Origin of the sequence: Plantibacter sp. M259 (assembly GCF_006065115.1) — a bacterium.
Classification (GTDB): domain Bacteria; phylum Actinomycetota; class Actinomycetes; order Actinomycetales; family Microbacteriaceae; genus Plantibacter; species Plantibacter auratus.
The window spans coordinates 1730318-1743028 of the sequence record NZ_CP040750.1 but is presented as its reverse complement, the minus strand read 5'-3'; the positions used below and the strand labels follow the sequence as shown (position 1 = coordinate 1743028).

General features: G+C 70.1%; 12 protein-coding genes. 4 read left to right on the top strand and 8 right to left on the bottom strand.

The window, feature by feature from the left end; all coding sequences use genetic code 11:
• Window positions 1–45 precede the first annotated feature (45 nt).
• Window positions 46–438 carry a hypothetical protein gene (locus FGL15_RS08050; protein WP_138945644.1) on the bottom strand — a complete coding sequence of 131 codons (393 nt, stop codon included), beginning with the start codon at window positions 436–438 and terminating at the stop codon, window positions 46–48.
• A 223-nt stretch (window positions 439–661) separates the two neighbouring features.
• Here FGL15_RS08050 and FGL15_RS08045 point away from each other — a divergent pair, with 223 nt between their 5' ends.
• Window positions 662–1483, top strand: coding sequence for an ornithine carbamoyltransferase (locus FGL15_RS08045; protein WP_138945643.1), 822 nt, complete (start codon window positions 662–664; stop codon window positions 1481–1483).
• 24 nt (window positions 1484–1507) lie between these two features.
• Here the strand turns inward: FGL15_RS08045 and FGL15_RS08040 are convergent, their stop codons facing one another.
• Entirely contained in the window at window positions 1508–2257 is a 750-nt protein-coding gene (locus FGL15_RS08040) for a hypothetical protein (RefSeq protein ID WP_138945642.1), read from the bottom strand.
• The gene (locus tag FGL15_RS08035) at window positions 2254–2613 is read right to left on the bottom strand and encodes a PadR family transcriptional regulator (RefSeq protein WP_138945641.1); all 360 of its coding nucleotides are present in this window, start codon (window positions 2611–2613) and stop codon (window positions 2254–2256) included. The genes FGL15_RS08040 and FGL15_RS08035 overlap by 4 nt, the downstream gene beginning before the upstream one ends.
• A 146-nt stretch (window positions 2614–2759) precedes the next feature.
• Between FGL15_RS08035 and FGL15_RS08030 the strand changes: the two genes are divergently transcribed.
• Both FGL15_RS08030 and FGL15_RS08025 read left to right on the top strand, forming a co-directional pair.
• Window positions 2760–3485 carry a hypothetical protein gene (locus FGL15_RS08030; RefSeq protein WP_138945640.1) on the top strand — a complete coding sequence of 242 codons (726 nt, stop codon included), beginning with the start codon at window positions 2760–2762 and terminating at the stop codon, window positions 3483–3485.
• An 86-nt stretch (window positions 3486–3571) separates the two neighbouring features.
• A complete protein-coding gene (locus FGL15_RS08025) occupies window positions 3572–4087 on the top strand; it encodes a hypothetical protein (protein WP_138945639.1) in 516 nt (171 codons plus the stop codon).
• Window positions 4088–4310: 223 nt separating this feature from the next.
• Here the strand turns inward: FGL15_RS08025 and FGL15_RS08020 are convergent, their stop codons facing one another.
• The 5 genes from FGL15_RS08020 to FGL15_RS08000 form a co-directional block, all read right to left on the bottom strand.
• Window positions 4311–7160: an FAD-binding and (Fe-S)-binding domain-containing protein gene (locus FGL15_RS08020; protein ID WP_240773860.1), complete on the bottom strand. Its 2850-nt coding sequence runs from the start codon at window positions 7158–7160 to the stop codon at window positions 4311–4313.
• Between the two features lie 118 nt (window positions 7161–7278).
• Complete coding sequence (nagB, locus tag FGL15_RS08015) at window positions 7279–8064, bottom strand: glucosamine-6-phosphate deaminase (protein WP_240773858.1); 786 nt, start codon at window positions 8062–8064, stop codon at window positions 7279–7281.
• A gap of 19 nt (window positions 8065–8083) precedes the next feature.
• Window positions 8084–9001, bottom strand: a complete 918-nt coding sequence (gene murQ, locus FGL15_RS08010; RefSeq protein WP_138945637.1) for an N-acetylmuramic acid 6-phosphate etherase — start codon at window positions 8999–9001, stop codon at window positions 8084–8086.
• 66 nt (window positions 9002–9067) lie between these two features.
• On the bottom strand, window positions 9068–10231 hold the full coding sequence (locus FGL15_RS08005; RefSeq protein ID WP_240773857.1) for an anhydro-N-acetylmuramic acid kinase: 1164 nt from the start codon (window positions 10229–10231) through the stop codon (window positions 9068–9070).
• Window positions 10228–11553, bottom strand: coding sequence for an MFS transporter (locus FGL15_RS08000; protein WP_205858707.1), 1326 nt, complete (start codon window positions 11551–11553; stop codon window positions 10228–10230). Before FGL15_RS08000 ends, FGL15_RS08005 begins: the two co-directional genes overlap by 4 nt.
• A gap of 202 nt (window positions 11554–11755) precedes the next feature.
• Between FGL15_RS08000 and FGL15_RS07995 the strand changes: the two genes are divergently transcribed.
• A complete protein-coding gene (locus tag FGL15_RS07995; protein ID WP_138945635.1) occupies window positions 11756–12643 on the top strand; it encodes a MurR/RpiR family transcriptional regulator in 888 nt (295 codons plus the stop codon).
• The last annotated feature ends 68 nt before the right edge of the window (window positions 12644–12711 follow it).

Genomic DNA, 12711 nt, shown 5'->3' with positions numbered 1-12711 from the left:
ACGATCACCTCCGGGCTGGATGCCGGTCCGAGTCGTCATCCACGGTCACCGCGCGCGTGTTCCGGCGCGGCGGGCCGGGCGAACGGAGCCCCCGGCGAGGACGAGCAGCGAGCTGGCTGGGATGGCGAGTACAGCCATCCCAGCGGCGGTGAGGGAGCGCCGATTGGCGCAGACGTCGTAGGGCGGCTCCAAGGTGTCTGTCGAGACGATCCCGCGAGCGACCATCCGGTCGCCTCCCGCGCCGAGCTCGCGGGGCCAGCCGGCGACGACCACGGATGAGCACACGGTGGTGTACCCGGGATGATCATCGCCGTCGACCCGCTCGTGGACGGTCGACGGGAGGAACGCGAGCACGCCCATCGCCACGACGGACGCCAGCCCGACCGCGAGCAGCACCCACCACGAGACCGATCGTCGAAGGCTTCCGGTGTCGTCCATGCCGGTATTGTGACGCATCAGGCACTCGCCCGTCACCTCGGCGTGAGCAAGGCCACCGCCGAGGGCTCACCGCGGTGGCCACGACCCTCGACGTCGTCGCCGGCACCGCGATCACCGGGTTCGGCATCCGTCTCGCCGTAGCGCGCTGAGCACGGGCAGTCGAGGGCGTCGCCTCCGGCCTCCGGCCTCCGAGCGAGGCTCGAATCGTCCGTAGGCTTGAGCGATGCGCAACCTGCTTCGATTCGACGATTGGTCACCGGCGGACATCGACGAGGTGTTCCGTCTCGCGGAGGCCTACCGCGACGGATCCGGGCCGAGCTTCGACGGATCCGCAGTCATGTTCTTCCCGCCGACCAGCCTGCGCACGCGTGTCTCCTTCGAGCGCGGGGCCGCCCTGATGGGGCTGCAGCCGATCGTGTTCCCCAGCGAGACCCTCGACAAGTCGGAAGCGCTCGCCGACGTCGCCCGGTACCTCGAGTCATGGGCCGATGTCATGATCGTGCGGCACGGCGACATCGGCGTCCTCGAACGGCTGGCCGACGCCGCGGCGCTCCCCGTCGTGAATGCGATGACCGACGTCAATCACCCCTGCGAGGTGCTGTCCGATCTCTTCGCGATCCGCGAGCGGCGTGGGCTCGACGGGCAGCGGTTCCTCTTCGTCGGCGCCGACGGCAATGTCGCCCGGGCGTGGCAGGAAGCCGCGCGGGTACTGGGTCTCGATCTGACGCAGTGCTGCCCCGCGAAGCTCGCGATCCCCGGTGCGGTGTGGACCGACGATCTGGAAACCGCCGTCCGCACGGCCGACGTCATCCTCACCGACGGGTTCGGCGAGCACACGGTGCAGTTGGAGCCGTTCCAGATCACCGCAGCCCTGCTCGACGTCGCCCCGGCCGGCGTCCTGCTCAACCCCTGCCCGCCGTTCACGCGCGGCGAGGAGGTCAGCGCCGACGCCATCGAGCACCCCGCCTTCGTCGGTCACCGGTTCAAGGCGTCGCTGCTCCCCGTGCAGCAGGCGATCATGGCGTTCGCCATCGGATCGTCCTGAGCTGCAGCTCCACCACCTCCGCGGTCAGCTCTCCGCGCCAGCCTCGGTCGTCGTCGCCGTCGTGCGGGTGGGCGGCCACCACCAGATCGCCGCAGCGACGAGGCCGAGGAAGGAACTGATCCCGACACCGGCGGCGAGGAGCCCGAGGCTTCCGGCGGTCGCCGTGAGGTGGTCGGCCCAGGAGGCGAACTGCGCGGCGGTGATACTGGTCCGACTGAGCGACCCCACGGCGACGTACCCGAGGAGGAGGGTGGGCGGAGCGAGCACGCAGGCGCCGACGAAGCGAGAACGTCGCCGGGCCGTCAAGGCGGTCCCGAACAGTGCCAGGACGGCGAGGAGGCCGACGAGCATCGTCGGCAGGGGTGGGACGGGATAGTCGTCGGTGACGATGGACCGGATGAGTCGCGCGTAGGTGTACCCGCCGACCAGGGTCAGGCTGACGCCGAGCGCGAGCATCCAGAAGGTGATGCGCTGGGCGGTCCGGACGGTTGCGGCGTGGCGTGGATCGGTCAGGGCGCTCCTGCCGAGCTGATGGGCGCGCCAGGCGACGTCGTGGACGCTTCCGCTGATGAGCCGTCGGAAAATGTCCCGCCGGAGACGCCCGGCCGACCATCCAGCCTCCTCCGCCCAGACCGCGTGTTCGTGCAGGTCGGAGGCGAGCTCGTCGCGACGTGCGGCGGCAACCTCCTCGGGGAGGTCGCGGGTGTACTGGGCGCACCAGGCGAGGACCCAGTGCGTCGTGGTGTTGAACGTCTTCGTGTGGAGCAGGCTCATGCGATCCCCTGGTCGGCGACGCGAGCCGCGACGCGGTGCTCGTCGACGAGTCGGGCGTGCTCACGGTCCCGAGCAGCGGCACCGACGCCGGTGATGCGATACAGCCGTCGACGAGGGCGACCTTCGGCGGCCGCGATCCCGGGGTCCTCCCAGTCCTCCTCGATCAGGCCCGCCTCCGACATGCGCGACAGCGCCTTGTAGAGGGTGCCGTGCGCCGCGAGCTTCCCGTCGGGGCCGGCCAGTCGTTTGGCGAGGGAGAAGCCGTAGAAGGAGCCTTCCGACGCTTGGAGGACGGTGCCCACGTCGAGGATGTCGAGTTCGAGTGGGAAGAGGGTGCCGGGACGACGTCTGACCATGTGGACAGTATAGGGAAGGTAGTCTCCGATAAATGGTCGACATCTGGTGTAGAGCAACAGATGCCCGTTTTTATGCAGGTGTTTGCAATGTTGGGAACCGGCAGCTAGCTTCCTATAAACCAGTTGTTCGACGTTGGAGATGTGAAATGGTTCGTAAGAAGTTCTTGACCCTGGTCGCGGCAGGCGTGGTGGCCGCAGGCGGCTTCGGCGGTGTGGCGGCGCAGACGGTCAGCCTGCACTCCACCGCCGACGCGCCGGACGCTGCCGCCACCTCGACCGCCCCGGAGGAGACGCCCGCGCCCACGCCGACGCCGTCGGCCGCCAACGACGCCTACATCGATCAGTTCTTCCTGCAGGACAAGTGGCAGGAGTTCCGGGAGGTGGGCCAGCTGACGATGGAGTCCTGCATGGCCGAGGCGGGGTTCCCGTACGACGGGACCACCTTCGACGGGATGCCGTCGGGGCTGAGTGAGGTCGACCAGGAGGCATGGTACGCCGCGGCGGAACCGTGCTGGCCCCAGCGGGACGCGGCGTCCGCGGCGGCCGAGGCAGCGTACGTCCCGACCGCGGAGGAACGAGCTACCGCGCTGGCGTTCGCGGAGCAGTACCAGCGCCACATCGACGCGATGCGCTCCTGCATGGCCGACCGCGGCCACGAGTTCGTCGGTGACGTCGACATGACCCTGCAGACCGCGCCCTTCGCTGACACCGAGCGGCCGGCCGGTATGCCCGACGGTCTGTCGCCGGAAGAGACCCACCAGTGGATCATCGACGCATACGCGTACGACTCCAGCTACCCGGAGTCGCAGCAGGGCACCTGGGAGAGCGCCTGCGTCACCGCCGCCGACGCCGCTGCAGGGTTCGACCACTGATGGATCCGCTAGGAACTGCTCGTCTGGTCCCGCGGAGCCGAGCGCGAACCATGACAGCGCTCCTCGCGGCCGCCCTCGGTGTCGGCGTGTTCGCCGGCACCGGGGCGGCGGCGGTCGCCCAGGCCGCGTATGCAGCCGAGCAACGCGCCGTCGGCACGTTCGAGTTCGTCCCGCTCGAGGACCGTGGCGTCGATGTCTCCGCGTATCTGAATCCGGATCCCACGATCACGACTGCGGACGACCGCCGGCGCAACACCTTCGGAACGCCGGTCTACGACGCGGACACCGAACCGAAGCTCGTGACCTACCCGAGCACGCTCACGCCCCAGCAACGTGCGGTGCAGGAACTGCTCATCACCCGGAACTTCATCGCCGCACAGTGCATGGCCGACCTCGGGCTGGACTTCACCTTCTCCCTGCCGTGGGAGCGGACGGAGGATCAACGCCGCAGCAACTCCATCGATCTCCCCGCAGTCGGCACGCCGGAGTGGAAGGCGTACGTCGGCACGCGGCTCGCGGGCGAAAGCTACAACTGGGAGGACGCCGGCTGTGGAGGGTACGCAGAGCATGTCCTCGCATCAACCGGCGACAGCACCGAATGAGCGTCCGTTGAGGCGCGGTATGCGGTCGAAGCCGCTCGTCTCCCATGACTGCCGCCTCGGGAGACACGCCATGTGCGAACGATCCGCCTGGGACCAGCTCCTCGACGAGCCGGCGCGATGCCGCTGCAGATGCCACGGCGCGCCGCTACGTGTCGCTTGACTCGCATGAGTGACATCATCGGGTGAGCTCGTGACAGGTGCCTACGGTCACCGACTCAGCTCGTCATCGCAGGCTTGCCCCACGCTCCGCGCGAGACGACGCGGCGTCCAGCAGCTCGAGCACGTGGCGGTAGTCCTCGCCCGTTGCACGGGTCATCCCGAGTTCGCAGGTGCGGTTGCACGACGCGTGCGCGTCGGCACCCAGGGCGGCGACCTCGGCGGCCTCGGCCTTCGTCGCGGAGGCCGTCAGCTCGGGGTGCAGCATGCCGCGGTCGCCGGCGAAGGCGCAGCAGCCCCAGTCGTCCGGGACGTGCACGCGCTCGGCCACGGCTTCGCCGATCAGCACGAGATCGGGGTCGAGGCCCATCTGTCGTGAGGAACAGGTCGGGTGCAGGACGAGCTGCTCGATCTGCGCGGAGACATCGACCCGCGGCAGGATCTCCCGAGCGGCGAAGGCCACCGCGTCCTCGATGACCACGCCGCTCTCGCTGAGGAGCTTCGCGAAGCCCTCGGTGCAGCTGGACGCGTCGCTGACGACCACCAGGCCGCTGTCGGCCACGGCCGCTCGAATGCGTTCGACCGTGCGCTGCTCGTTCACCGCAGCGCCGGACGCGAACCCCTTGGACGACCACGGGGTGCCGCAACAGATCGACTCGACCCCGTCGGGGACCACCATGCTGAGGCCCGCCCGCTCGAGCAGCCGGGTGAAGGCGCCCATGACGCCGTCGCCGCCGTCCGCCGCGCCGAACATGCTGTTCACGCACGCCGGGACGTAGATGCCGACGGTCGGACCGTCACCGGCGCCCACCGTCCGACCGAGGGCCTTCCGCGAGCGTCCGCCGCCCGGGAGATCACCCGAGTACTTCGGCACGGTGTCCGCGCCGAGGACGGCACGCGCGACGTCCGTCACCGCCCCGACCACCGGAGCCGGCAGGAGCTTCGCGCCGGAGAGCGCGACCGAACCGATCCGTGTGACCGGCCCCCAACCGGTGGCGGCCGCCTTCCAGCCCGCGGCGGCGACCGGAGCCGCCTCCGTGCGCCGGATGCGCTTGACCAGCGCGCCCGTGTTGATCTGGACCGGGCACGCCGTCTGACACATCCCGTCGACGGCGCAGGTCTGTACGCCGGCGTAGTCGTAGTCGTCCGCCAACTCCTCGGCGAGAGCGATGTCCCCGCGAGCGCGAGCGGACTCCTCGGCACGGCGGACGACGATGCGCTGCCGCGGTGTCAGCGTCAGGTCGCGACTCGGGCAGACGGGTTCGCAGTACCCGCACTCCACGCAGCGATCGACCTCCTCCTCGACCGTCGGCTGGAGCTTGATCCCCTGAAGGTGCGCCTGGGGATCCTCGTCGATCAGCACGCCGGGGTTCATCACCCCGGCCGGGTCGACCAACCGCTTCAGCTCGAGCATCACCCCGTACAGTTCATCGCCGTACTGCCGGCGGACGTACGGTGCCATGGCGCGACCCGTGCCGTGCTCGGCCTTCAGGTTGCCGCCCGCCGCGAGGACGAGGCCGACCATCTGTTCCGTGAAGCCGTTGAACCGGCCGAGTGCGGCGTCGCCCTCGAACCGGTCGGTCAGCATGAAGTGGATGTTGCCGTCCTTCGCGTGGCCGAAGATGACCGAGTCGCGATAGGCGTGCTGCACGAAGAGCTCCTGCAGGCTCGCGCAGGTGTCGGCGAGAGCCGCGGTCGGGACGACGATGTCCTCGAGGAGGGCCGTGGTGCCGGAGGGTCGCGCTCCCGCGACCGAGGCGTAGAGGCCCTTCCGGAGTGCCCACGCCCGTGACCGCTGGGAGGCATCGCTCGAGAACACCGCCGGCGCGTGCACGTCCAGACCGTTCAGGAGCGCACCGCCCGCCGTCGCGCGGTCCCTGAGATCGACGGCGTCCTCGGAGCGGTACTCGACGAGGAGTGCCGCGTGATCCTGCGGCGTGAACCCCTGGATCTCCGCCGGGCTGCCGGGGAGACGCTGCCCGACCGTCAGGGACGTGGCGTCCATGAGCTCGAGCGTGGCGGCTCCGGACGCGACCAGCTCGGGCAGCGCGCGCGTCGCCGCATCGAGGGAGGGGAACACGGCCAGTGCCGTCGACACCAGCGGGAGGACGGGGACGGTGCGGAAGGTCGCCTCGGCGACGAATGCCAGCGTGCCCTCCGAGCCGATGATGAGGTGCTGCAGGACGTCCACGGGCGACTCGAAGTCGAGGAACGCGTTGATGCCGTACCCCATGGTGTTCTTCAGCGAGAACTGGCGCTCGATGGACGCGACGGAGGCCGGGTCCGACCGCACGCGGCGCTGGAGGCGCTCGATGCCCTCGGCGAGCTCCGGCTCCGCTTCGTGGAGCTGTCGGTCGGCCGTCGGGTCGGCCGTGTCGATCGTGGTGCCGGACGGGAGGACGAACACCATCGACTCCAGCGTCCGGTAGGTGTTCTCGTCGATCCCGCAGGCCATGCCGCTGGAGTTGTTCGCGATGACGCCGCCGATCGTGCACGCCACCTCGCTCGCCGGGTCCGGGCCGAGGCGGTAGCCGAGTCGCGTGAGTCGCGCGTTGACCTGCGCCACCGTCGCCCCCGGCTGCACCCGGACGCGCTTGCCGTCGTCGAGCACCTCGATGGACTTGAACCGCTGCCTGGTGTCGACGATGATGCCGGAGCCGGACGCCTGACCGGACAGGCTGGTGCCGCCCGACCGGAACGTGACGGGCGCCGCGGAACGTGTCGCCGCCCGCAGGATCGCGGCGACCTCGGCAGCGCTCTCCGCGATGACGACCGCCTCCGGCGTCAGCAGGTAGTGCGATGCATCCCCGGCGTAGGCGGCCAGGTCGATCGCCCGGGTGCGGATCCGCGAGGGGTCGCCCACGGCTTCGCCGATGGCTTCGGTGATGAGGGATGGGACGGTGGTCGGGTGTGCCACGAGGCTTCCTTCTCGAATGCGGGCGTCAGCGGGGTGCAGGAGAGCGGGGTGCTGGGTTGCGGCTGCGGTGGCCGGACGCCTCAGAGGATCGGGCGTCGTCGGCCATCGCCCGGCCGATTCATTCGAAGCGTTGCCAGTCCGGCCGGTTGTCGTAGGTGTAGCGATAGTAGTCCGACAACCGGAGCCCTGATGCCGCTGCCTCGTCGACGATGACGGTCGCGTGCTCGTGCAGCTGGAGCGCCGACCCGGGGACGAACGCGCTGAGCGGTCCCTCGACGGCGGCCGCGACGGCGTCCGCCTTCCCAGCGCCCTGGGCGACCAGCACGAGCTCGCGTGCCTCGAGGATGGTCCCGAGTCCCTGCGTCATGCAGTGGGTCGGCACCTGGTCGGGCGAGTCGAAGAAGCGGGCGTTGTCCTGACGGGTCTTCGGCGCGAGGGTCTTGATGCGCGTGCGTGACGCGAACGACGATGTCGGCTCGTTGAACCCGATGTGTCCGTTCGACCCGATGCCGAGGATCTGCACGTCGATGCCGCCGGCCTCGGCGATGGCCCGGTCGTACTCCTTCGCGGCGGCCGCGAGGTCCGTGGCGCGCCCGTCCGGGACGCGGACGCGTGAGGGGTCGAAGCCGAGCGGGGCGACGACCTCACGCGCGATCACGCTGGCGTACGACTCGGGGTGGTCCGCGGGGATGCCCACGTACTCGTCCAGCGCGAAGCCGCGTGCCTCGGCGAACGACAGCGAGCCCGCCTGCACTCGACGGGCCAGTTCCGCGTAGATGCCCTGCGGGCTGGACCCGGTCGCGAGTCCGATGACGGCCTGGGGCCGCCCGGCGACGATCGACGCGATCTTCGCGCCGGCGACGCGACCGACCTCGGCGGCGTCAGGAAGGATGATGATCTCCACGGTGTCCTCTCGTTCCTGCTCAGGCGCTCGCCGCGGCCACTGCTGAGCGGACGTCGTCGTCATGTGATTCGAGCAGCCGGGCGGCCGTCGCCGCGTCCACGTCGGCGAGGAGCATGACGACGGCGGTCTTGGCGTGCGAGCCGGCCTGCTCCAGGGCGGCGTCGGCGATCGACCTTTCGACGCCGGTGGCGTCCGCGACGATCCGCTGCGCGCGGTCGACGAGCTTTTCGTTCGTCGGTTTCACGTCGACCATGAGATTGGAGAAGACCTTGCCCGAGCGCACCATGGACGCGGTGGACAGCATGTTGCACACGAGCTTCTGTGCGGTGCCGGCCTTCAGCCGGGTCGAACCGGTCAGGGCCTCAGGGCCGGTCATCACCTCGATGGCGATGTCCGCCTCGGCGCTGATCCTGGCGTTCCGGTTGCAGGACACCGCGATCGTCCCCGCGCCCAGGTGGCGTGCGTAGCGCAGGCCGCCGATGACGTACGGGGTGCGACCGCTGGCCGCGAGACCGACGACGACGTCCGTGGGGTGGAGGTCGGCCGCGATGAGTTCCGACGCGCCGAGCTCGATGTCGTCCTCGGCACCCTCGACGGCGACGACGAAGGCGTGCTCGCCCCCGGCGATGAGACCCACGACCTCGGAGGGGTCGGTGCCGAAGGTCGGCGGGCACTCGACCGCGTCGAGCAGTCCGATCCGGCCGCTCGTCCCCGCGCCGAGGTAGATCAGTCGCCCGCCCTGGCGGCGAGCCTCCGTGATGCGCTCCACGGCGCGCGCGATGCTCGGCAGTTCCGCTCGGACCGCGTCGGCGACGAGTCGGTCCTCGTCGTTGATCACCTCGAGCAGCCGGAGCGTGTCCAGCGTGTCGAGGTCGACCGTGCGCGGGTTGCGTCCCTCGGTGGAGAGCGCTGCCAAGGTACTCGATGATTCAGGCACGAACGGCCCTCCGTTCTGGGTCGGACGGGCTGACGCCGTCGTGGTGGTCCGTGGGGCTGTCGACGGTCATGCTTCGAACCGCAGCGCGCGCGGCGGCCCGTCGAGCGTCCGCGCGGGGAGCGAGTGTCCCGGGACGATCGCGCCGAGGACGCTGCCGTGCGAGGCACCGGTGGCCGAGGAGAGGGATCCCGCCTGCCCGTTCACCGTCAGGAAGCCGAGGACGGCGAAGGCGAGCGCTTCCTTCGCGTCGGACGGGAGGCCCGCGTCGTCGCTGCTGACGACGTCGGCCTCAGGGAGCGCGGCCCGGATGCGCGCGACGAGCTGGGGATTGCGCACCCCACCACCGGCGAGGATCACGCGCTCCACTCCTCGGACGGCGTCGGCGACGGTCCGTGCGGTCAGCTCGGTCAGCGTCGCGACGAGGTCCTCGATCGGCAGCGTCGGACGACCGGCGAGCTGGTGGTGGAGGTAGTCGAGATGGAACAGTTCCTTGCCCGTCGACTTCGGGGCGGGGTGCTGGTAGTACGGCTCGCGCAGGAGGAGGTCGAGCGTCTCCTCGTCGACCGTGCCGCGCGCGGCGAGCTCGCCGTCGGCGTCGAACTGCCGGGCGCCGCCGGTGTACTCGGCGACGACGGCGTCGATGAGGGCGTTCGCCGGTCCGCTGTCGAACGCGATCGGGTCCTGCCCCGGGCGCACGATGGTCGCGTTGGCGATGCCGCCGAGGTTGACGGCCGCAGCGGTCTCGCCACCCAGCCAGAGCGCGTCGATCATGCTCACGAGCGGAGCACCCTGCCCGCCGGCCGCGACGTCGCGCGAACGCAGGTCGGCGACGACGGTCACGCCCGTGCGTTCGGCGATCCATGCGGGCTGGCCGAGCTGGAGCGTCCCCTCGACGCGGCCGTCCTCGACCCAGTGGTACATCGTCTGGCCGTGGGAGACGATCAGGTCGGCGTCACCGTCGCAGAGCTCAGCGACCGCTCGGACGGCGAGATCGGCGAAGGCCTGCCCGATCCGCGTGTCCAACCGACAGATGTCGTCGACACTGGTGGTCGCCGGTGGCAGGGCTGCGGTGATCGCGGCTCGCAGTTCCGGGTCGTACCCGGCGGTGAGCATCCCGAGCGGGTGGACGACGAGGGTGTCGCCGTCCACGCTGATCTCGGCTGCGGCGGCGTCGATCGCATCGTGCGACGTGCCGGACATGAGGCCGATGACGCGCATCGGGCGGCTCACTTGCGCAGCTCCGCCCGGTGGGCGTTCCCGCGGAGCGTGCCGATGGCGATCGCGCTCACCAGACAGGTCGCCATCACGTAGTACGCCGGGACGTCGACGTTGCCGGTCGAGGCGATCAGCGACGTGATGATGAGGCCGGCGCTGCCCGAGAAGACGGCGTTCGAGATCGAGTAGGACAGTCCGAGGCCGGTGTACCGCACGGAGGTGGGGAACATCTCGGCGAGCATGGCGGGGCCAGGGCCCGCGATCAGGCCGACGACCGCGCCGGCGACGAACACGGCGAGGCCGTGGACACCGACGCCGAGGTCCGGGTTCTGCAGCACGTTGAGGAGGGGCAGCGCCAGGATCACGATGAGCCCCGTACCGGTGAGCATCACCCAACGCCGACCGATCCTGTCCGACAGCCAGCCGGCCGGGAGGATCGTCGCGGCGAAGCCGGCGTTCGCGAGGACCGTGGAGATCAGCGCTTCCTGGAACGAGGCGTTGAGGCTGCTCTGGAGGTAGGAGGGCATGACGACGAGGAAGGTGTACCCGGCGGCGGACCAGCCCATCAGGCGGCCGATCCCGAGGAGGATCGCCTTGGCTGTCTCTGCGGCACCCGCACGCACGACCACCGGCTTGGCGACGTCGGTGGTGTCTGCGGCGGCGACCTTCTGGAACTCCGGGGTCTCCTCGAGCTTCAGGCGGAGGAACAGAGCGACCGCGCCGAGGGGGATGGCGAGCAGGAAGGCGATCCGCCAGCCCCACGCCGCCAGATCGGCTTCTGACAGCAGGGATGCCAGCAGCGCGACGGTACCGGCGCCGCCGAGGAGTCCGAGCGCGACCGTGAACGACTGCCACGATCCGTAGAAGCCGCGCTTCCCGGCCGGTGCGAACTCGGTCATGACCGAGACGGCGCCACCGAACTCACCGCCTGCGGAGAGGCCCTGCAGGATGCGCACGATCGTGAGCAGGATCGGCGCCGCAATGCCGATGGAGGCGTACGTCGGGAGGATGCCGATGAGTGCGGTCGCGCCGGACATCATGACCAGGACGAGGATGAGCGTCGGTTTGCGGCCGATCCGGTCGCCGATCCGGCCGAAGAGCGCCGCCCCGACCGGGCGGAAGAAGAAGGCGATCGCGAAGGACGCGTAGGTCGCGATGAGTGACTCGATACCGGTCTGCTGGCCGTCGCTGAAGAACTGTGCGGCGAGGATCGTGGCGAGGAACCCGTAGATCCCGAACTCGTACCACTCGATGAAGTTGCCGACGCTGCCGGCGACGATCGCCCGGCGTCGGGCGGTGCTGCTGATCACGTCGCTGCGTGGTGTGGAGCTGGTCACGGGACCTCCCTTGGTTCCTGGATCGTGCATGCCGGCAGCACCCGCGGTACTCCGCTACACGTGTCGGCCAGTCCGCACCGGAGGAGGGCACTGGTCGCGAGTCGGTGCAACAAACATACACAATTCGATGGTGGATGGTAATTTCCATACATCCCGACGGCGGGTGCCGACGGTACAGTGTTGACGGTCGAGAGGAGCACCGATGGGAGCCGACGTCCACCGGACATCACGGGCGGTGTCCACCGAGGTGCGCGCGCGTCTCGACGAACTCCGTCCCTCCGAGCGTCGGATCGCCGAATCACTGCTCGCCGACCCGGGCGCCTTCGCGACGCGGTCGGTCGCCGAGATCGCCGAAGAGGCGTCGACGTCGACGACGACGGTCGTCCGTTTCACGCGCAAGATCGGCTACGACCGCTTCAAGGACTTCCGCCACGACCTGACCGAGGAGAACCTCCGCGAGCGGCTCGCGCTCGCCGGGACGAACGTGCAGTCGCCCGACATCGTCGCCGGAGACAGCCTCGACGACATCGTCGCGAAGGTGGCCGCGAACGAATCCCTCTCGATCGCCGACACCGCACAGGCGCTCGACACGGCAGCCCTCACGCGTGCGGTCGCCGCGGTCGCCGGCGCTCGCCGGGTCGACATCTTCGGTGTCGGAGCGAGTTCCATCGTCGCCGTCGACCTGCAGCGGAAGCTCTCGCGGATCGGACGGGTCGCGCTGGAATGGCCTGACCCGCATGCCGCCTGGACCGCCGCTGCGATCCTCGACGAGCAGGCGGTCGCCGTCGCGATCTCGCACTCCGGCGCGACCGCGGACACCGTCGACTACCTCCGGCTCGCGGCCCGCTCCGGGGCGACGACCATCGCGATCACCAACCACGCGGAGTCGACCCTGGCGACCAGCGCGGACATCGTCCTCCAGACGTCCGCGCGGGAGACGGCATTCCGCTCGGGGGCGCTCGGCAGTCGGATCGCCCAGCTGATGGTCGTCGACTGTCTCTTCATCGGTGTCGCCCAGGTCGACTCCGAGGCGTCGATCGGTGCGCTGCAGCGGACCTTCGACGCGGTTCGGGAGCGTCGCTCCGAGTGACGCCGGTGCCGGGCCCTCGGCACAGCAGGTCGTCGACCGCGAGGGTTGCCATCGCGACCAGCCTGCGC